This is a genomic window from Streptomyces sp. NPDC044106, from assembly GCF_056433985.1.
In genome coordinates this window covers 43,439-61,213 of record NZ_JBWKFZ010000022.1, presented here as the reverse complement: position 1 = coordinate 61,213, position 17,775 = coordinate 43,439, and the positions used below count along the sequence as shown (strand labels likewise).

18 protein-coding genes are annotated in these 17,775 nt (G+C 71.3%); 10 read left to right on the top strand and 8 right to left on the bottom strand.

Annotated features, from left to right (window positions below; genetic code table 11):
• Positions 1 to 13 precede the first annotated feature (13 nt).
• Genes AC07DI_RS31965 through AC07DI_RS31950 form a run of 4 tightly spaced genes read right to left on the bottom strand, consistent with a single transcriptional unit; the run spans position 14 to position 6,425 of the window.
• Positions 14 to 3,238, bottom strand: coding sequence for a glycoside hydrolase family 38 N-terminal domain-containing protein (locus AC07DI_RS31965; RefSeq protein WP_478907891.1), 3,225 nt, complete (start codon positions 3,236 to 3,238; stop codon positions 14 to 16).
• Between the two features lie 33 nt (positions 3,239 to 3,271).
• Positions 3,272 to 4,084, bottom strand: coding sequence for a carbohydrate ABC transporter permease (locus AC07DI_RS31960; protein WP_478907889.1), 813 nt, complete (start codon positions 4,082 to 4,084; stop codon positions 3,272 to 3,274).
• A gap of 14 nt (positions 4,085 to 4,098) precedes the next feature.
• Positions 4,099 to 5,073, bottom strand: a complete 975-nt coding sequence (locus tag AC07DI_RS31955) for a carbohydrate ABC transporter permease (protein WP_478907887.1) — start codon at positions 5,071 to 5,073, stop codon at positions 4,099 to 4,101.
• Positions 5,070 to 6,425 (bottom strand): ABC transporter substrate-binding protein, encoded by a 1,356-nt coding sequence (locus tag AC07DI_RS31950; protein WP_478907885.1) that lies wholly within the window; start codon positions 6,423 to 6,425, stop codon positions 5,070 to 5,072. The genes AC07DI_RS31955 and AC07DI_RS31950 overlap by 4 nt, the downstream gene beginning before the upstream one ends.
• A 179-nt stretch (positions 6,426 to 6,604) precedes the next feature.
• Between AC07DI_RS31950 and AC07DI_RS31945 the strand changes: the two genes are divergently transcribed.
• On the top strand, positions 6,605 to 7,225 hold the full coding sequence (locus tag AC07DI_RS31945; RefSeq protein ID WP_478907883.1) for a DUF6629 family protein: 621 nt from the start codon (positions 6,605 to 6,607) through the stop codon (positions 7,223 to 7,225).
• Here the strand turns inward: AC07DI_RS31945 and AC07DI_RS31940 are convergent.
• Positions 7,222 to 8,088: an endonuclease/exonuclease/phosphatase family protein gene (locus AC07DI_RS31940; protein ID WP_478907975.1), complete on the bottom strand. Its 867-nt coding sequence runs from the start codon at positions 8,086 to 8,088 to the stop codon at positions 7,222 to 7,224. The genes AC07DI_RS31945 and AC07DI_RS31940 overlap by 4 nt on opposite strands.
• Positions 8,089 to 8,251: 163 nt before the next feature.
• Between AC07DI_RS31940 and AC07DI_RS31935 the strand changes: the two genes are divergently transcribed.
• Both AC07DI_RS31935 and AC07DI_RS31930 read left to right on the top strand, forming a co-directional pair.
• On the top strand, positions 8,252 to 8,602 hold the full coding sequence (locus AC07DI_RS31935) for a PRC-barrel domain-containing protein (RefSeq protein ID WP_384258883.1): 351 nt from the start codon (positions 8,252 to 8,254) through the stop codon (positions 8,600 to 8,602).
• A gap of 63 nt (positions 8,603 to 8,665) precedes the next feature.
• Entirely contained in the window at positions 8,666 to 8,821 is a 156-nt protein-coding gene (locus AC07DI_RS31930; protein WP_384258885.1) for a DUF6131 family protein, read from the top strand.
• Positions 8,822 to 8,934: 113 nt separating this feature from the next.
• Here AC07DI_RS31930 and AC07DI_RS31925 read toward each other — a convergent pair whose 3' ends face one another.
• Complete coding sequence (locus tag AC07DI_RS31925; RefSeq protein WP_252102819.1) at positions 8,935 to 9,063, bottom strand: LPFR motif small protein; 129 nt, start codon at positions 9,061 to 9,063, stop codon at positions 8,935 to 8,937.
• Positions 9,064 to 9,278: 215 nt separating this feature from the next.
• Here AC07DI_RS31925 and AC07DI_RS31920 point away from each other — a divergent pair, with 215 nt between their 5' ends.
• Genes AC07DI_RS31920 through AC07DI_RS31910 form a run of 3 tightly spaced genes read left to right on the top strand, consistent with a single transcriptional unit; the run spans position 9,279 to position 12,964 of the window.
• Positions 9,279 to 9,812, top strand: a complete 534-nt coding sequence (locus AC07DI_RS31920; protein ID WP_478907880.1) for a (2Fe-2S)-binding protein — start codon at positions 9,279 to 9,281, stop codon at positions 9,810 to 9,812.
• Positions 9,809 to 10,819: an FAD binding domain-containing protein gene (locus AC07DI_RS31915; protein ID WP_384252581.1), complete on the top strand. Its 1,011-nt coding sequence runs from the start codon at positions 9,809 to 9,811 to the stop codon at positions 10,817 to 10,819. The genes AC07DI_RS31920 and AC07DI_RS31915 overlap by 4 nt, the downstream gene beginning before the upstream one ends.
• Positions 10,820 to 10,858: 39 nt before the next feature.
• Positions 10,859 to 12,964 (top strand): xanthine dehydrogenase family protein molybdopterin-binding subunit, encoded by a 2,106-nt coding sequence (locus tag AC07DI_RS31910; protein WP_384252584.1) that lies wholly within the window; start codon positions 10,859 to 10,861, stop codon positions 12,962 to 12,964.
• Between the two features lie 75 nt (positions 12,965 to 13,039).
• Here the strand turns inward: AC07DI_RS31910 and AC07DI_RS31905 are convergent, their stop codons facing one another.
• Positions 13,040 to 14,074 (bottom strand): PHP domain-containing protein, encoded by a 1,035-nt coding sequence (locus AC07DI_RS31905; protein WP_478907877.1) that lies wholly within the window; start codon positions 14,072 to 14,074, stop codon positions 13,040 to 13,042.
• A 153-nt stretch (positions 14,075 to 14,227) separates the two neighbouring features.
• A complete protein-coding gene (locus tag AC07DI_RS31900) occupies positions 14,228 to 14,455 on the bottom strand; it encodes a DUF5133 domain-containing protein (RefSeq protein WP_384252588.1) in 228 nt (75 codons plus the stop codon).
• Between the two features lie 193 nt (positions 14,456 to 14,648).
• Here AC07DI_RS31900 and AC07DI_RS31895 point away from each other — a divergent pair, with 193 nt between their 5' ends.
• The 4 genes from AC07DI_RS31895 to AC07DI_RS31880 all read left to right on the top strand — a co-directional run bounded on the left by AC07DI_RS31895 (position 14,649) and on the right by AC07DI_RS31880 (position 17,754).
• Positions 14,649 to 14,951, top strand: a complete 303-nt coding sequence (locus tag AC07DI_RS31895; protein ID WP_384252590.1) for a hypothetical protein — start codon at positions 14,649 to 14,651, stop codon at positions 14,949 to 14,951.
• Between the two features lie 58 nt (positions 14,952 to 15,009).
• Positions 15,010 to 15,501: a hemerythrin domain-containing protein gene (locus tag AC07DI_RS31890; protein ID WP_384252592.1), complete on the top strand. Its 492-nt coding sequence runs from the start codon at positions 15,010 to 15,012 to the stop codon at positions 15,499 to 15,501.
• 344 nt (positions 15,502 to 15,845) lie between these two features.
• Positions 15,846 to 16,721, top strand: a complete 876-nt coding sequence (locus tag AC07DI_RS31885; protein WP_478907872.1) for an SGNH/GDSL hydrolase family protein — start codon at positions 15,846 to 15,848, stop codon at positions 16,719 to 16,721.
• Between the two features lie 196 nt (positions 16,722 to 16,917).
• Positions 16,918 to 17,754 (top strand): endo alpha-1,4 polygalactosaminidase, encoded by an 837-nt coding sequence (locus AC07DI_RS31880; RefSeq protein ID WP_478907973.1) that lies wholly within the window; start codon positions 16,918 to 16,920, stop codon positions 17,752 to 17,754.
• Positions 17,755 to 17,775 lie beyond the last annotated feature (21 nt).

The following is a 17,775-nucleotide window of genomic DNA, read 5'->3' as shown; positions in this document are numbered from 1 at the left end:
CTCGGGGCGGCTTTCACGGACGTACCGGAAAACCACCGGAAGCACCTGCAGGCCCTTCGGCCACCGCGTCCGGGCGCGTGAAGAGCACGGCGGTCGTGCCGAGCGCGGGCACGTCCAGCGCCACCTCGCCGCCGGTGCACGGCAGTTCGTCGATCGCGGTGCCGAGGAAGTCCGCGCGATGGGCGGCGGCCACCGGGAAGCGGGCGCGGACCCGGCAGGTCACCGGCTGCTCCGCGAACGACTGCAGGCGCAGCAGGACGTGTCCGGGCCGCGGGGTGGTCGCACCGACGAGGCGCACCCGTGGGTCGTCCAGATCGGCGAAGCAATGGTGGTCCGGCGCGGCGTCCGAGACTCCTCTGGCCCGGACGGCGCGCATCGGACGGCTCCAGGCCGCGGCCGTCGCCGGTCCGAGTCCGGCCGCGCCTGAGCCGCTGGCCAGGCTGTACCGGAAGGTGAGCTCGAAGCCCTGCGCACTGGGGAAGTTGGTGTCCCAGAGGTTGTTGTGGATCCAGGAGAAGACGGTGGCGGGCTCGTCGTGGTCCATCGTCCTGGGGAACGGCGCGTAGGGCAGGGCGATGTTGCCGAACTGCACGAGCGGCGCGTCCTGCGTGGACCAGGCCACCGCCAGGTCGTCGTCGGCCAGGGTCACCCAGCGGCGCACCGCGCGCATGTGCGGGGCGGAGCCCGGTACCACCGGCAGTCCGCTGCCGGTGGCGCCGCCCGAGGCCTCCATCCGGACGACCGGTGCGTCGAAGGCGAAGGGGAAGGCGAAGTAGGCGCTCTCCTTGCCGAGTCCCCCGTCCTTGTCGAGGCGGTTCTCGATGTCGAGGCGGGGCACGCCGTGCCGGAGGGTGAGCGTGGTGCGCAGCCGGTTGGCTCCGGCCGGACGGGTCTCGTAGGTGACGGACTCGGCGACGGCCGTCGAGCGGCGGGCGATGAGTGCGGCGGGCGGGGCGACGGCTCGGACGCCGAGTTGTTCGAGGCGGTCCGACGCCGTGGTGCGGCTGGAGTTGTGGTTGAAGGCGCCCGCGGTGGTGTAGCTGTCGTGGACATAGCCGTTGAAGCCGACGACGGCGTCCGGGCGGACGAGTTCGCGGCCGGTCCGCTTGTCGATGACCGACGCGACGCAGGCGTGCGCGAGGTCGACGCGGACGGCGAGGTGCTCGTTCTCCAGGAAGGCCGGCTCGGGGTGGGCCAGCGCCTCGGCGGCGGACTCGGCGGGGTCCTCGCGTTCGGTGCCGCCGGTCGGGTTCCATCCGGTGGCGGCCCGCACCGTCGTGCCGTCCGGGTCCCGGGACGTCTCGGCGGCCGCGAGACGGATGTCGAGGCGCACCGATCCGGCGGCCGGCACGTCGTCGACGCGGACGAGCAGGAACCGGCCGGCGTCGCGGTGGTCGTCATTGGTCTGCGGCCTCTCCTCGCAGGCCAGCCGGCGCCCGTCGCGCGCGTCGTGAACGGTCACGGGCCGCTCCAGCGGCACGGTGCTCTCGGGCAGGAAGACGCCGACGACGTCGGTGCGCGGCCACGAGCAGGTATTGACGACGTGGTACGTCGCCGCGGCGTCCGGCGAGGCGGCGAGCCGCTGTCCGAGGCGGGCGCTCGCGCGGGCGAGCAGCGCGTTGCTGTCGTCGTGGGCGCGCATCGCCTGCCCGTACTTCCAGTGCCACTGGTGCTCTCCCGAGTGGCCGCCCTCGTCCCCGTGGGTCCATGGGTCGCCGGCGCCCCAGGTGTGCTCGTCGAAGAGCGACACCGCCTCGTAGACCCCGGCGGCGTCCCTGCTGTCGTCCTCGGCCCCCGTGGCGTCGAGGAGGGCGGCGAACGTGCCGATGGTCTGGGCGTCGGCGACCACTGACTGGGCGGTCCGGGCCAGGGACAGCGGGAGCGCCCCCGACCCGACCCCGTCGACCCACCAGTCGGTCCAGTCCCCCTCGAAGGTGCGGATCTCGTGGCCGAGCCTGGCCTCGGCGTCGGTGAAGAAGTCCTCGTTGCGGGAGAGCCGCAGCCGGGGGAAGGCCCAGGTGTCGTTCCAGCGGCGGACGGTGTCGGCGATGACGCGGCGGGGCGGCGCGTTGTCGCCGAACTTGCCCTGGACGCGCAGGTGCAGGACGTCCCAGGGGTAGGGCTCGCGTTTGATCTCGGTGTGGTCCATGGCCCAGCCGAAGATGCCGCCGCGGTAGGGGTAGGGGTGGGTGGCCAGGGAGGTCAGGTAGGCGGGCAGCAGGTCGTCGACGTCCGCGTAGCCCGTGTCGAAGCCCAGGAGGGGGCCCTCCATGTAGGCGAGGCCGTGCGGGGTGTCGGTGACCCACACCAGAACGCTGTTGCCGCTGGGTGCGCGCCACCGGAAGAGGCGGGGCAGGTTCCCGCCGCCGACCAGGTGGGGCACGGAGCGCCCGGCCCAGTTGTGGGCGACGGAGAGGTACTTGACGCCCGCCGCGGCGAGGGCGTCGACGAGGCCGACGACGGCGCCGGGCACGTCGGTCTGCATGGCCGAGGTGAAGTGGACGCCATGCTCTTCGCTCACGGCACGGGCCGGGCGCAGGAGTTCGTGCAGCTCGTCCGTGGAGCAGGTCTCGGTGTGCAGGTTGAACGGCAGCGCGGTCAGTTCGATGCGTCCCTCCCCGACCCGGCGCACGAACTCCTCGACCTGTTCCGCCGGCCGGGCCCTCGCCCACTGCCGGAACGACCACAACGACTCGACGCACCACCGGAACCGGGACTCCTCGGGCCAGCCGTCGGTGGCGCGGGACAGTTCGAGGCAGGAGTCGAGGAACGACAGGTGCTCGGCGAGGACCCGGCCCTGCGGGTCGGTGTAGCCGATGTCGAGGTGGGAGTGGTGGATCAGGTGCAGGGTCCACCGACGCTGCGGGGTCAGCTGTACGTCGATGCCGTCCCGTCCGTCCGCGAGGCCGACCGTGACGCGGGTGGCGCTCTCCACGGCGGGCAGCAGGAGCCGCACGGAGCGGCCGGGCCCACCGACCCGTTCGCAGCGCAGGGCGGCACCGGATTCCGTACGCACGGTCAATCCGCCGGGTACCTCGGCTCCGTCGACGGGCTCGACCCGCAGCGACTGGAGGAGTGTGCCGCCGTCGTCGGTGTGGCGCAGGAGGGGTTCCTGGGTGAGCCGCAAGGTGGTGCCGTCCGGCAGAGTCCCCTGCGCGCCGACCACGCCGGCGCGCAGGCTGTCGCGTATCCGGTCGTTGTCCCAGTCGGTGGTGCGGACCAGAGCCCGTGTCGTCATGCGGATCTCTCCCGGGAAAGGGGGTGGGTCGGGTCAGCGGGTGGATGCGGTGATGCCGCGCAGGAACAGGCCGCGGAAGAGCAGGAAGAGGACGAGGGTCGGCACGGACACGATCAGTGCGCCGGCCAGGATGACGGGCGGGCCCGTCGAGGAGTAGGACTTGTTGAGGGTGGCCAGGGTGGCCATGACCGGCTGGATTTCGGGGCTGCGGCTGAGGGTGATGCCGAGGAGCAGGTCGTTCCAGACGGCCGTGAACTGGAAGAGGAAGGCCGCGCCGAGCCCCGACCTCATCAGGGGGACGTGGATGCGCCAGAAGATGCGGCGGAAGGAGGCGCCGTCGATCAGCGCCGCTTCCGTCAACTCCGGTGGCATGGTGGTCAGCTGATTTCGGATCAGAAAGAAGGCGAACGGTACCGCCCACGCCGCGTACACCAGCATCAGGCCGAGCCTGGTGTCGTACAGGTCGGCGTCCGCGTACAGGCCGAAGAGCGGCGCGAGGAACATCTGCAGCGGGAAGAGCGTGCCTGAGTAGATCAGCCAGAACCAGAACGCGGGCCTGGGGATGGGCAGCACGACCACGGCGAACGCCGCCATGGACGCCACCAGGACCGCCACGAGGCCGCAGACCACGGCGTACAGGAGCGAGGAGCGGAAGCTGTCGCCGATGCCCGCGGCCCGCCAGGCCGTCCTGACGTTCTCCACCAGGTCGAAGCCCTGGAAGGTCCAGTCGGGCTTGCCGGTGTAGTCGGCCACCGGGGTCAGGGCGTTGACGACGAGGAGGTACAGCGGGACCAGCCAGAGCACCACGCACCCGGCGGCGAACACATTGCGTACCGCGCGTCCCATGGGACTCCCCCTCCTCAGCTCTTCGCCGGGTTCGTGTCGGGCATCTGGCGGCGCAGGTACAGCCAGGACGAGGCGACCACGATCACCGAGAGGACCAGGGCGATGGCCGAGCCGTACCCCACGTGGAAGAGCCGGAACGTCTCCCGGTACATGCTCAGCGCGAGGGTCTCGGAGGAGCGGGACGGGCCGCCCTGGGTGAGGATCCAGATCATGTCGAACGCCTTGAGGCTGTTCACGATGGCCATGCCGACCACCACGACGGTCACGGCGCGCAGCCCGGGCAGCGTGATGTGGCGGAACATCCGCCAGCCGCTCGCCCCGTCCAGCTCGGCGGCCTCGACCGTCTCCCGTGGGATGGCGCGCAGGCCGATCGCGAAGAGGACGACGTTGAGACCGGTCGCCTGCCAGGTGCTCGCGACGATCATCGAGAGGGTGTTCTGCGGCCACTCCAGGAGCCAGGAGTGCGCGAGGCCGTCCAGTCCGGCGCCGCGCAGCGCCTGATTGAGCGCGCCCTGCGACGACAGCATGAAGTACCAGACGACGGCGGTGGCGGTGCCCGAGATCGCGTACGGCAGCACGATGATCAGCTGCGCGACGCCGCCGAAGCGCATCCGGTGGGTGGCGACGGCGATGAGGAGCCCGGCGAGGACGGGCAGGAGCAGCGTTCCGGCCACCCACAAGACGGTGTTGAGCAGCGAACGGCCGAAGATCGGGTCGTCGGCGAGACGCGCGTAGTTGTCGAATCCGGTGAAGCTGCTGGTGAAGCCGTTGTCCTCGAAGAAGCTGCCGTAGACGCTGCGGAAGAACGGGTAGACGAGCAGGACGCCGACGAACGCGAAGGCGGGAAGCGCCCAGGGCAGCGCGGCGAGGGGGCCGCCGAGCCGCTTGCCGCGCGCCCTCGCGGCCTGGTGCGGGCTGCGGACCGGCACCCTCCGGCGCGGGCGCGCGGACCCCGGCGCGCCGTGCGCGGGCGTCACGATGTCGGTCATGTCTTCTCCGCCTCCCGCCACACCTGCCAGGCGTCGTCGGCACGGTCCTGCATGGTGCGCAGCGTCCTGCGGTACGAGGAGGGGTTCAGGAGGAAACCCGCGAGGTCGTCGACGGTGGCCTCGACGAGTTCGGGCGGCCCCTGTTCCCAGAAGCGGTTGAGCAGCCACAGCTTGTCGCCGCGGACCTTCCTCGCGAGCGAGCCGATCACCGGGTTGGCCGGGGCGACCTCGGGGTTGGGGCAGCCGTCCTGGAGGGTGTGCGAGAAGGCCGTCATGACCTTGGGGTGCAGCCAGGCGGCGGTGGCCCGCAGCGCCTCGGTGTGGTCGGGTCCCTTGACGGTGGCGACCAGGGCGCTGGACTCGAAGATGACGGCGGGGCGGGCCGTGGGGTCGGCCATGGGGAGCACGAACGCGCCGAGGTTCTTGCCGGGCCTGGCACCCGCGGCAGCGAGGGTGGAGCCGAGCCAGGTGCCGCAGGGCACCATGCCGAGCTTGCCGTGCACCACGGCGGCGGCCGCGTCGGGATGGTTCATGTCCATGGGCGTGAACCAGTCCTTGTCGAAGAAGGACACGATGGTGCGCAGGGCTCGTTCGGCGCGCGGGTCGGTGTACCGCTCGCGGCCGTTCATCAAGTCGTCGTAGAAGCGGGGGTCCTGGCGGCTGAGGATCTCCTGGAACCAGATGAAGGAGGGCCAGCGGTCACCGGCCGTGCCGTGCAGCGGGGTGATGCCGCCCTTCTTCAGGCGCGCGCAGGCGGTGAGGAAGTCGTCCCAGGTCCTGGGGGTTTCGAGGCGGTGTTCGCGGAAGACCTCGGGGTTGTGGAAGAACACCCAGTACGCGAGGTTCATCGGCAGGCCGTAGACGCGCCGCCGGTGGGTGAAGGCGGTGCGCAGGGAGGCGTCGACCCAGCCCTTGGCGACGGCGTCGTCCCACTGGCGGGTCAGGTCGACGATGCCGCCGGTGCGTGCGAGGTCCTGGAGGCGGTAGCCCGACCAGTACTTGAGCATGTCGGGGGTCTTCCTGGTCCGCAGCGAGGACCGCACGATCTGCTCGAACGACTCCAGGAACGGAATGGCCTGCGGGATCAGCTGCGGCGCCCCCACCGACCTCATGGCCGTGCCCGCCGCGGCCATCGGCTTCTCCCACTGCGCGCTGTCACCGAGGACGGCCACCTTGCCCGCGGGCTGCCCCTCGGCGGCGCCGCAGGCGGTGGCGAGCCCGCCGACCGCGGCGGCCAGGAGCAGGGCGCGGCGGTCGAGGGCCGGTCCTTGCGGCGTCGGCCGTGCGAGCGGTGCCGGTGGTGCGAGCGGTGCCGGTGGCGCTGGGCGCGCTGGGTGACGACTACCTGACATGGATGACTCCCTCAGGTGTGCCTCAGCCCGTTGTTAGCGTTAACACGGACGCCTTGGAGCTTCACCTCGGGCACCGTCGATGTCAATGGGTCGCGAGCAGGCCGGTCCCCAACCTCCTTGCCACCCCGAAGGACCGGCCCGACGCGCCCGCGCGCCGGGGCGGCCGTAGCGTTGCCGCCATGTGCTGGAGCGCGACGGCCGACCTGGTCGCGGGAGCGGGCATCTCGGCCGTGGGGGTCGCCTCGGTGACGCTGGCGGCCCGCCGCCCCCGTGACCTGCCGTTGGCCGCGCTGCCGCTGCTCCTGGGCGCCCACCAGATCATCGAGGCCGCGGTCTGGCACCACGACGGCGGCACCGGACCCGCCACCGTCGCCTGGGCCGTCGTCGCACTCCCCCTGTTGGCGGTGTGGGTACCGGCGGCCGTGCTGTGCGCCGCGCCGCGAAACGCGCGCCGCCGGCTGCTCGTCCCGCTGGCGGCGGGGGTCCTGACGGCGACCGCGCTCGCGTACGCGCTGGCGACCCGCACCGTGACGGCCGAGATCCGCGGGCACACCGTCGGGTACGCCCTGGGCCTGCCGCAGCCGGCGCTGGTCGTCGTCGGCTACCTGCTCGCCACCATCGGCTCCCTGCTCCTCTCCGGTGACCGGGGACTCGTCCTGTTCGGCGTCCTCGTCGCCATCGGGGCCGCGGTCTGCGCCGCGCTGTGGCGGCAGGAGTACGTCTCGACCTGGTGCGCGATCGCCGCGGTGTGCTCCGTGGTCCTGGCGCTCTGGATCAGAGGCCGTCGTCGGCGGTCCTAAGCCGGGTCCAGGTCGGCGTGGACCAGGTCGTGGTCCGAGTACGGGGTGGGGTGCACGCCGTGGCCGAACGGGACGATGTCCCGCAGGAAGATGTAGTCGAACTTGCTGCGCCAGTCGGTGGTCGGCTTGCAGATGCCGGTGGCCGCGGGGTGGCACTGGGGGTCGGCGTCCGCGGCCAGCGCCCATATCCGGGTGAGTTCCGGCGTGTCCGGCACGGCGTTGAAGTCGCCGAGAACGATCGCGCGGTCGTGCCGGGCGACGGCTGCGGCGAGCACCCGGGTCTGGCCCGCCCGGACCGCCTCTTGCCGGCGTTGGGCGAGGTGGGTGTTGAAGACTCGCACGGACCGGCCGCCCACGGTGGTGGTGACTGCCAGGTACCCGCGGTCCTCGGATCCGCCGTCGGGGTACTCCACGTTCTCGCGGTCCGTCATCGGCGCCGCCGAGAGGATCGCCTGGCCGAAGGCGCCCGGGCTCCACGGCCACCCCCCGCAGCGGCTCCGCTTGTGCAGCACCGCCCCGTACTCGACGTGGTAGTCCAGCCCGTAGAGGATCCTCAGGTAGTCCCGGATCCGCTCGACGTCACGCACACACGCTTCCTGCAGGCCGATGACCTGAGGCGCGTACCTGGCGATCTCCGCCGCGCGGCCGATCTCACTCGCGTCGCAAGGGTTGCAGACGTTCCAGGTCATGACGCGGTTCGGTACGACGTCCCGGTCGCCCGCGACGGGCAGTGACCCGGCGTGGAAACCGCCGCTCGACGCGCTCGGGCCGACCAGCACCAGACATGCCACCGCCATGGCGCCCGCGAGCCACCGCGTGCCCTTTCCGAGCACCCCGCCCCCTCCACTCCCCCACGTGCACATGCGCACCCGTGGCATCTGCCGTCTCCCTGCCAGAGGCTATGTGACGGATCGTTGTTTGGTCTCGTCCGGAAAGGACACTCGAACGGCAGGAGCGGCTGATCCTCGGGATGCCGGTCCGGGTAAGCGAAAACCTGTGTTTCAGGTGTCGATCAGGGAGTCGTGCGTGAGCAACGAAATGTGGAGTTACGTTCCGACCGCCGGGCACGGCCCGGACGCCGATCTGACGGGCTACAAGGTCGAAGCCGCGGACGGCCACATCGGCAAGGTCGACAAGCATTCCGACGAGGTCGCCAACCAGTACATCGTCGTCGACACCGGCGTATGGATCTTCGGCAAGGAGGTTCTGCTGCCCGCCAGTACCGTCACGGCCATCGACCACGAAGCCCGGCGGATTCTGGTCTCGCTCACCAAGGAGCAGATCAAGGACGCGCCCGAGTTCGACAAGGAAAAGCACTTGGGCGACCCCGCATACCGCGACCAGCTCGGGGGTTATTACAGCAGCTCGGGCCACTGATTCCGCTCTGCGGTTTCACCCGTCAGGCGTACACTGAAAAGAGTTCTGAGGGTCGGAGGATCCATGATCGCACTCGGTATCATCTTGCTCGTCATCGGCCTGCTGACAGGCATATCCATCCTCTGGACCATCGGCGTCGCACTCGTCGTCATCGGTGCGGTGCTCTGGGTCCTCGGGGCGGTCGGACACTCGGTGGGCGGTCGCAGGCATTATTGGTGAATGTCAGCGGAGCCTGTGAACCGGTGACATCCATTGGTCCGTGGGAAGGGGGCCGGAGCAATTGCTCCGGCCCCCTTCCCACGGACCAATGGGCTGACTGACACATTTTGTCGTCAGTGATGACCGTGCGCGGTGTCGGAAGCGCCTCCGAAGAGCCGTGCGACCGCACGGAACGGCAGGGTGACCACCGTCGCAATGGCTCCACCGATGGCACGGAAAACGTCTGCAATGGCCTTCAGCATGATGGGCCTCCATAGAGCTCTGGCTCGATAGTGGTCAATTGCTGTGCGTCGCCGCACAGCCTCGCACCAGTCGGTTGCCCCGTCGGAACCCGACAAAACTGGCCGCAATCCCGCACCCCGGCCCACTCCCTCCGGCATGCCGGAATGTGTGTTCTGGCTCAGGCTGGTTAAACGAAGTCGTCACAGATCATGTTCGGACGAGGGAGCAGCGCGCCATGGGAACCGATGTGTTCCATTCGGAAGTGCCCATGACGGTGAACGGCAAGGGCTGCGGGCCCGTCGTGGACCACCGTTCGACCCTGCTGGACGTCCTGCGCGAGCAGCTCGGCCTGACAGGCGCCAAGAAGGGCTGTGATCACGGCCAGTGCGGTGCCTGCACGGTCCTCGTGGACGGGCGCCGCGCCAACAGCTGTCTGCTGCTGGCCGTCGCCTGCGAAGGATGCGACATCACCACCGTCGAAGGGCTGCGGGACGCCGACGGCGAGGCACCGCACCCGCTTCAGCGGGCTTTCGTCGAGCGCGACGCCTTCCAGTGCGGGTACTGCACGCCGGGTCAGCTCTGTTCGGCCGTCGGCGCCATCGCGGAGGCCGAGGCGGGCCGTGCCTCCTACGTGACGGAGCCGGGCACGGCCACCGGCCCACCCGTACCGCTGACCAAGGACGAGATCCGCGAGCGGCTCAGCGGCAACCTGTGCCGCTGCGGCGCCTACCCGCACATCGTCGAAGCCGTCGAGGACGTGACCCCGTGAAGACCTTCAGGTACGTGCGCGCCCACAGCGTCGACGAGGCGACCGCGGCCCACGCCGGCCGCCCCGCCGCCCGCTACCTCGGCGGCGGGACCAACCTCGTCGACCTGATGAAGCTGGGCGTTGAGCGGCCCGAGACGCTGATCGACGTCAGCCGGCTGCCGCTGGACTCCGTGGAGGAGCTCCGCGACGGCTCCGTCCGCGTCGGCGCGGCCGTGCGCAACAGCGACCTGGCCGCCCACCCACTGGTCCGCGACCGCTACCCCGTCCTCGCGCAGGCATTGCTCTCCGGCGCGTCGGGCCAGCTGCGCAACATGGCCACGACGGGCGGCAACCTGCTCCAGCGCACCCGCTGCCCCTACTTCCAGGACCTCGGCAAGCCGTGCAACAAGCGTGAGCCCGGCAGCGGCTGCGGCGCGCGCGAAGGCGTCGACCGCGACCACGCCGTCCTCGGCCACTCGCCGCACTGTGTGGCCACTCACCCCTCCGACATGGCGGTCGCACTCGCCGCACTCGACGCCCAGGTCGAACTGCGGGGCCCCCGGGGCTCCCGCACGCTGCCCGCCGCCGAGTTCCATCGGCTGCCCGGCGACCGGCCGGAGAAGGACACCGAGATCGCGCACGGCGAGCTCATCACCGGGGTGACGCTGCCGCCCTCGACCGCGAACCTGCCCTCGGCGTACCGCAAGGCGCGCGACCGGGCGTCGTACGCCTTCGCGCTCGCGTCCGTGGCAGTGGTGCTCGACGTCGAGGACTCCGTCGTACGCCAGGTACGGATCGCGTTCGGAGGCCTGGCCCACCGGCCGTGGCGCGCCCTGCGGGCCGAGGAGGCGCTGACGGGTGCCGCGCCGACGGACGAGGCGTTCCTGCGCGCCGTCGACACCGAACTCTCCGCCGCCGAGCCGCTGCGGGAGAACGCCTTCAAGGTGCGTCTTGCCCGCAATCTCGCGTGCGACGTGTTGCGGCGCCTCGCCGACTCGCCCCGCTCCCCCGGCACGTCCGCGTCCTGACCCCGCCCCCGCCCGTATCCGCTTCTCAGGGAGAACCTCATGCCGGACACCGTCAGTGCTCTCGGGGCGCCCGCCGAACGCAGGGAGGGCCCCGACAAGGTGACCGGGACCGCCCGCTACGCCGCCGAGCACTCGCCCGAGGGCTGCGCCTACGCCTGGCCGGTGCCCGCCACGGTGGCACGCGGTGAGGTCACGGCCGTCGACGACGAGGAAGCCCTCGCGCTGCCCGGCGTCGTCGCCGTCCTCAGCCATCTGAACGCGCCGAAGCTGGCCGAGCCGGACGACGCGACCCTCGCCGTGCTGCAGAACGCCCGGGTGCCGCACCGCGGCTGGTACGTCGCACTCGTCGTCGCCGACACCCTGGAGGCGGCACGCGAAGGCGCCGATGCCGTGCGGGTCACCTACGCGGAGGAGTCCCACGACGTCACCCTGCGCGCCGACCACCCCGACGCCTACGTACCGGAGGACTCCGACGGTACGTCGGGAGAGCACACCCGCGGCGACGCCGAGAAGACGTTCGACGCCTCGCCCGTACGCGTCGACGTGAACTACACGGTGCCGCCCCTGCACAACCACCCCATGGAGCCGCACGCCGCGACGGCGCGCTGGCAGGACGGGCACCTGACCGTGCACGACTCCAGCCAGGGTGCCACCACGGTCCGCGGCGTCCTGGCCAGTCTGTTCGAGCTGCCCGAGGACCGAATCACGGTCGTCTCCGAGCACGTCGGCGGCGGCTTCGGCTCCAAGGGCACGCCACGGCCGCACGTGGTGCTCGCCGCCATGGCCGCCCGGGTGACCGAGAGGCCGGTCAAACTCTCCCTGCCCCGGCGGCAGTTGGCGACGGTCGTGGGGCACCGTTCCCCGACGCTGCACCGGTTGCGGCTGGCCGCCGAGCCGGACGGCACGCTGACCTCCGTGATCCACGAGGTCACCTCGCACACCTCCCACGTCAAGGAGTTCGTCGAGACGGCCGCCGCCGCGACCCGCGTCATGTACCCCTCGCCGCACGCCCGCACCACCCACCGCGTGGTCCCCCTCGACGTGCCGAGCCCCTCCTGGATGCGCGCCCCGGGCGAGGCTCCCGGCATGTACGCGCTGGAGTCGGCGATGGACGAGCTCGCCGATGCGGCCGGCGTCGACCCCGTCGAACTGCGGCTGCGCAACGACACCGACACCGAACCCGACAGCTCCCGGCCGTTCAGCAGCCGCCATCTCGCCGAATGCCTGCGGGAAGGCGCCCGCCGCTTCGGCTGGTCCGAGCGCGACCCGCGCCCGCGCACCCGCCGGGAAGGGCCCCTCCTGGTGGGCACGGGGGTCGCCGCGGCCACCTACCCGGCCTCCGCCTCGCCTTCCCAGGCCGCCGCCCACGCCTGTCCGGACGGCAGCTTCGTGGTCCGGGTCAACGCCACCGACATCGGCACGGGCGCCCGCACCGTGCTGGCCCAGGTCGCCGCCGACGCGCTCGGCGTCCCGGTGGAGCGGGTGCGCACCGAGGTCGGCAACAGCGACCTGCCGTCGGCACCACTGGCCGGAGGTTCCATGGGCACGGCCTCCTGGGGCTGGGCCGTGCACGAGGCCTGTACGCGGCTGGCCGAGCGGCTCGCCGGACAGCAGGGGCAGCAGCTGCCCCCGGAGGGCGTCAGCGCCACGGCCGACACGACGGGCACCGCCGACGCCGAGAGCGACTACGCCAGCCATGCCTTCGGCGCCCACTTCGCCGAGGTCACGGTCGACACGGTGTCCGGCGAGGTCCGGGTGCGCCGTCTCCTTGGCGTCTACGCCGCGGGACGCATCCTCAACGCCCTCACGGCCCGTTCGCAGTTCATCGGCGGCATGACGATGGGCCTGGGGATGGCGCTGACCGAGAGCAGCACGATGGACGCCGCCTTCGGCGACTTCGCGGAGTCCGACCTCGCCTCCTACCACGTGCCGGCCCACGCCGACGTGCCCGTGATCGAGGCGCACTGGATCGATGAGGACGACCCGCACCTGAACCCCATGGGGAGCAAGGGCATCGGCGAGATCGGCATCGTCGGGACGGCCGCGGCCATCGGCAACGCGGTGCACCACGCGATCGGCGTACGGCTGCGCGAACTGCCGCTCACCCCGGACCGCGTCCTGACGGCGCTGGAGGACGACGACTGAGCCGACGGCGTAGGCAACCGTCGGGGCGGCGGGGCCCGGGCCCGGGCCTGGGTCCGGGCCTTGAGAACGTAGCCGTCAGGAGGCGGAGCGAGCCCTCGCCCGGCTCATCCGCGTCCAGGTCAGAAGCTTCTCCGCCGACCAGGTGTTCACGACCCGCTCAGCCGGAACACCGCACTCCTCGGCCCGCTCGCACCCGATGATCTGCCAGTCCAGCTGGCCGGGCGCGTGGGCGTCCGTGTCCACGGAGAACAGCGTTCCGGCCGCCACGGCCCGGCGGAGCAGCCGCCGTGGCGGGTCGAGCCGCTCGGGACGGCTGTTGATCTCCACCGCCGTGCCCGCGTCCGCGCACGCGGCGAACACCGCGTCGGCGTTGAACTGCGACTCCGGCCTGCCGCGGCCGACGACGATCCGTCCGGTGCAGTGCCCGAGGACGTCGGCCCGCGGATCACTGACCGCGGTGACCATGCGGCGCGTCATCGCGGCCGCGTCCATGCGCAGCTTGGAGTGGACGGACACGACCACCACATCGAGCCGGTCGAGCAGCTCCGGCTCCTGGTCGAGGGAGCCGTCGTCGAGGATGTCGCACTCGATGCCGGTGAGCAGCCGGAAGGGCGCCCAGCGCTCATTGAGCGCGGCCACCACCTCCAGCTGCTCGCGCAGCCGGTCCGGTGAGAGACCGCGGGCGATGGTGAGCCGCGGCGAGTGGTCGGTGAGCACCGCCCACTCATGGCCGATCTCCCGCGCCGCCCGGCCCATCTCCTCGATGGGGCTACCGCCGTCCGACCAGTCGGAGTGCAGGTGGCAGTCGCCACGCAGCAGGGCCCTCAGGTCGGCGCCGCCCCCGGTGATCGGCTCGCGCGCCTCGTCCTCCAGCCGCTCCAGGTACGCCGGCACACCACCGGCCAGCGCCTCGCGGACCACGCCCGCGGTCTTGGGCCCGATCCCCTTGAGCGACTCCAGCGAGCCGTCGGCGGCCCGGCGCTCGGCCTCGCCCTCGGCCAGTTCCCCGACCACGGCGGCGGCGGTCCGGAATGCCTTCACCCGGTAGGTGGGGGCGCGTCCGCGTTCCAGCAGAAAGGCGATGCGTTCCAACGCCTGAACGGGCTCCATCGGCACCTCCGGCCTCCGGGACTGCGGCGTACGTGCGCTCCGGAGACCGGCACCGGCCGCGCTCCAGAGGCTCTGGCACTCTCCAGCGTGGCGCAGTCGCGGGCGCGCGGCGCGGCGAGGGGCGCCGGTGGGGCTTTGGGGTGGGACCGGAGCTCAGGCCGCCAGGCCGGGCGTGTCGTCGTAGGCCATTGCCGACAGTTGCGCCGTGGCGGCCTCGATGGCGGCTTCCACATTCCGCGTACCGGTGGATACGCACAGCGTGTACGAGACGTCGTCCAGTCGACGACGGATTTCGGCAGAGTCCTCGGCGGCCTGCCGGGCGCGCAGGGTCGCGTAGGTGTTGAGCAGTCCGTCCAGAATCGCCGGGTTGGGCCTGAGCACGCTGTGCTCCTTCCACGATGTGAAATATCACTGGGTTTCTCTTCTGTACCCGCACTTCTGTGCCATACGCATCCGGAAAATTCCGGCGTCCGGCGGCTCTGCTCGCGGTCCGGCGGCCCGGCATTCGTGGGGGCGTTACTCCCTCTGCGGCCGACCGGAGGCGAACGCTCCGTCGGATGGTGAGGATGAGGCCATGGCGAACACCACCACCCGGGCCGGAACGCGGCGGGCCGACGGCCTCGACGCCGTCACCACGCGCTGGGCCGCACGCGATGTCTCCTCGGCGCACGGCCGTCTGCGCGACGCCTTGATCTCCTGGCGGACGTCTCTGCCTCCGGCCTTCCATATCGAGGCTCCGGCTCCGGCTCCGGCTCCACGCGACGATCACGTGCGGCTCGTGATCGCCCCCGCCGCGCCGGGCACGCCCGACGACGCCCTGCTCCTCCACCTCAGCCCCGCCGAGGTGGAGGAGCTCATCGCGCGGCTCGTGCGATGAACCCCGATCACGGGGTATACGGCTTCCGGAATCGGAAGAATCGAAAGGCGGAACCCCCATGGCCCAGACGCAGGACGTCGTCGAGCTGATCCTTCAGGACCACCGCACGATGGAGGACCTCTTCCGCGACATGCGCAACATGGAGGCCGACCGTGCCGCCGCGCTCAGCGAGTTCGCCGACCTGCTGATCGCGCACGCCCTCGCCGAGGAGGCGGAGGTCTATCCGGCACTGCGCCGGTACAAGAACATCGACGACGAAGAGGTCGAGCACGGCGAGGAAGAGCACGAGGAGGGCAATCAGGCGCTCCTGGAACTGCTCGAGGTCGAAGACGTCGGCTCGGACGAGTGGGACGAGAAGCTGGAGAAGCTCGTCGAGGCCATCAACCACCACACGGACGAGGAAGAGCGCACCATCCTCAACGATGCCCGCGAGAACGTCGCCATGAAACGGCGCGAGGAACTCGGCTCGGCCTTCCTCAAGGAGCGCGAGAAGCAACTGGCCGCCCACCGCGGGAACGTGGACGACATCCGCGCCATTCTCCGGAAGTGAGGGACGGCGGGGGAAGCTGTCTCCCCCGCGCGGGCATACGGATCAGCGGCCGATACGCCGGGGCGTGACCACCCCGGCGTATCGCCGTACTGACGTACCGACATACCCGCACACCCAGGTACCCCCGTACCCGAAAGAGCGAATTCCGGCGGGCGGCACTTCCTCCTCCGGTGCCGCCGCGTCCGCTCGCACAGGGCTTGTCACCCGGATGCCAATCGGCACCACGCGGATGCGCATGCGTGTACGTAGTGAGCCGTCTCATCGTGCACTACGTTGCACACACCCACCTCTGGAAGCCGGCCCCCGCCCTCCCCTGGCTTCCCCCTGCCCGGAGGAGAACTCCCATGCGCATGCCCGCTCCCCGTCGCACCGTCGCGGTCCTCGCCGCCGTCACCGGCATCGCCGCGCTCGGCCTCGGCGCGGGCCCGGCCGCCGCAGAGACCGCGGAACCATTGCGCTACGTCGCCCTGGGGGACAGTTACAGCGCCGGTTCGGGCGTGCTTCCCCTCGACGCCGAGGCACCTCTCCAGTGCGCCCGCACCTCACGGAACTACCCGCACCTCCTGGCGGCCTCGCTGGGCGCGAGACTCACCGACGTGACGTGCGGCGGGGCGCAGACCAAGCACTTCACCACGTCCCAGTACCCGGGCGTGGCCCCACAGTTCGACGCGCTGAAGAGCGACACGCAACTGGTGACGCTCACCATCGGCGGCAACGACAACAACACCTTCATCAGCTCGATCCTGGCCTGCGGCAGCGCGGGCGTCCTCTCCGGCGGCAAGGGCAGCCCCTGCAAGGACCACTACGGCGACAGCTTCAAGGACCAGGTCGAGTCGAAGACGTACCCGGCGATCAAGGCGTCGCTGAACGAGATCAGGGCGAGGTCGCCGCGGGCGAAGGTCGCGGTCCTCGGCTATCCGTGGATCACTCCGGCGCGGTCCGTGCCGGGCTGCTTCGCCAAGATGCCGATCGCGGAGGGCGACGTCCCCTACCTCCGTGATCTGGAGGCCACCTTGAACGGCGTGGCGCAGCGCGCCGCCGCGAAGGCCGGTGCCACGTTCGTCGACATGGCCGCGGCGTCCGACGCGCACGACGCCTGCCGTCCGGCGGGGCAGCGCTGGATCGAACCGGTGCTCTTCGGCACGAACTTCGTGCCCGTGCACCCCAACGCGGCCGGCGAGGCGGGCATGGCCGAGCAAACAACCGAAGCCTTGTCCTGACCCGCCCTGCGCGCGGCCCGGAATTGAGGGCTGCGATCCTTGTCGGGTGACCGGGATCAAGTGGCGTACCAGCAAGAACCGCTCCGCGCGGACCGATGAGACCCTTTCCGCGCGGACCGGAGGGAGCCTCGCGTGGACTGACGGGAACTCCGCCGCGCGGCCGACGGGCACCGCGGCGGCCCGGGCCCGACGGCCCGTGCGCATCACTCTGGGCGGCGCGGTGCTCCTCGCCCTTCTGGCCGGCTGCTCGACCGGCGGTTCCGGCGCCCCTGAGTCCGAGAGTCCCGCGGCCCGCCCGCACGGGGGCGAGGTCCGCCAGCCACCGGTCGACGCCGCTTTCGACTACCAGCTGGGTGGCCCGTACCCGCCTGGGCCGAAGGTGCGGGCCGTCTCGCGCGACCGCACCGCCGAGCCCGTCCCTGGCCGCTACAACATCTGTTATGTCAACGCCTTCCAGGCCCAGCCCGGCAAGGAGGCGACTTCCTGGTGGGAGCACGAGCACCCCACGCTTCTCCTGCGGGACGACGAGGGGGAGACGGTCGTCGACGAGGACTGGGATGAGCCCTTGCTCGACATCTCCACGCCGAAGAAGCGCACGGCCCTCGCCGACATCGTCGGCAAGTGGATCGACGGCTGCGCGAAGGCGGGCTTCGACGCGGTGGAGCCCGACAACCTCGACTCCTACGAGCGCTCCGACGACCTGCTCACCCCCGACGACGCCGCGGCCTTCGCCCGCCTCCTCGCCCGTCGCGCGCACGGCCAGGGCCTGGCCATCGCGCAGAAGAACACCACCGACCTGCTGGACCGGCGCAAGCGGATCGGCTTCGACTTCGCCGTGACGGAGGAGTGCGCCCACTACAAGGAGTGCCCCGACTTCGCGTCCGCGTACGACGGGAAGGTCTTCGACATCGAGTACGTGCGCAAGGACTTCGACGCCGCCTGCCGCACCTGGGGCAGGAAGCTGTCCATCACCCTGCGCGACCGCGACGTCCGGCCCGCGGGCGAGGACGGTCACGTGTACCGCCACTGCTGAGCCGCCCGGTGGGCCCGGGGC

Excerpts from the sequence above, each read along its gene's own strand:
- AC07DI_RS31945 (WP_478907883.1), top strand. The coding sequence starts at position 6,605 with ATGTGCTGGAGCGCGACGGCCGACCTGGTCGCGGGAGCGGGCATCTCG.
- AC07DI_RS31895 (WP_384252590.1), top strand. The coding sequence starts at position 14,649 with ATGGCGAACACCACCACCCGGGCCGGAACGCGGCGGGCCGACGGCCTC.
- AC07DI_RS31955 (WP_478907887.1), bottom strand. The coding sequence starts at position 5,073 with ATGACCGACATCGTGACGCCCGCGCACGGCGCGCCGGGGTCCGCGCGC.
- AC07DI_RS31965 (WP_478907891.1), bottom strand. The coding sequence starts at position 3,238 with ATGACGACACGGGCTCTGGTCCGCACCACCGACTGGGACAACGACCGG.
- AC07DI_RS31920 (WP_478907880.1), top strand. The coding sequence starts at position 9,279 with ATGGGAACCGATGTGTTCCATTCGGAAGTGCCCATGACGGTGAACGGC.
- AC07DI_RS31940 (WP_478907975.1), bottom strand. The coding sequence starts at position 8,088 with ATGTGCACGTGGGGGAGTGGAGGGGGCGGGGTGCTCGGAAAGGGCACG.
- AC07DI_RS31910 (WP_384252584.1), top strand. The coding sequence starts at position 10,859 with ATGCCGGACACCGTCAGTGCTCTCGGGGCGCCCGCCGAACGCAGGGAG.
- AC07DI_RS31950 (WP_478907885.1), bottom strand. The coding sequence starts at position 6,425 with ATGTCAGGTAGTCGTCACCCAGCGCGCCCAGCGCCACCGGCACCGCTC.
- AC07DI_RS31925 (WP_252102819.1), bottom strand. The coding sequence starts at position 9,063 with ATGCTGAAGGCCATTGCAGACGTTTTCCGTGCCATCGGTGGAGCCATT.
- AC07DI_RS31885 (WP_478907872.1), top strand. The coding sequence starts at position 15,846 with ATGCGCATGCCCGCTCCCCGTCGCACCGTCGCGGTCCTCGCCGCCGTC.
- AC07DI_RS31960 (WP_478907889.1), bottom strand. The coding sequence starts at position 4,084 with ATGGGACGCGCGGTACGCAATGTGTTCGCCGCCGGGTGCGTGGTGCTC.
- AC07DI_RS31905 (WP_478907877.1), bottom strand. The coding sequence starts at position 14,074 with ATGGAGCCCGTTCAGGCGTTGGAACGCATCGCCTTTCTGCTGGAACGC.
- AC07DI_RS31930 (WP_384258885.1), top strand. The coding sequence starts at position 8,666 with ATGATCGCACTCGGTATCATCTTGCTCGTCATCGGCCTGCTGACAGGC.
- AC07DI_RS31890 (WP_384252592.1), top strand. The coding sequence starts at position 15,010 with ATGGCCCAGACGCAGGACGTCGTCGAGCTGATCCTTCAGGACCACCGC.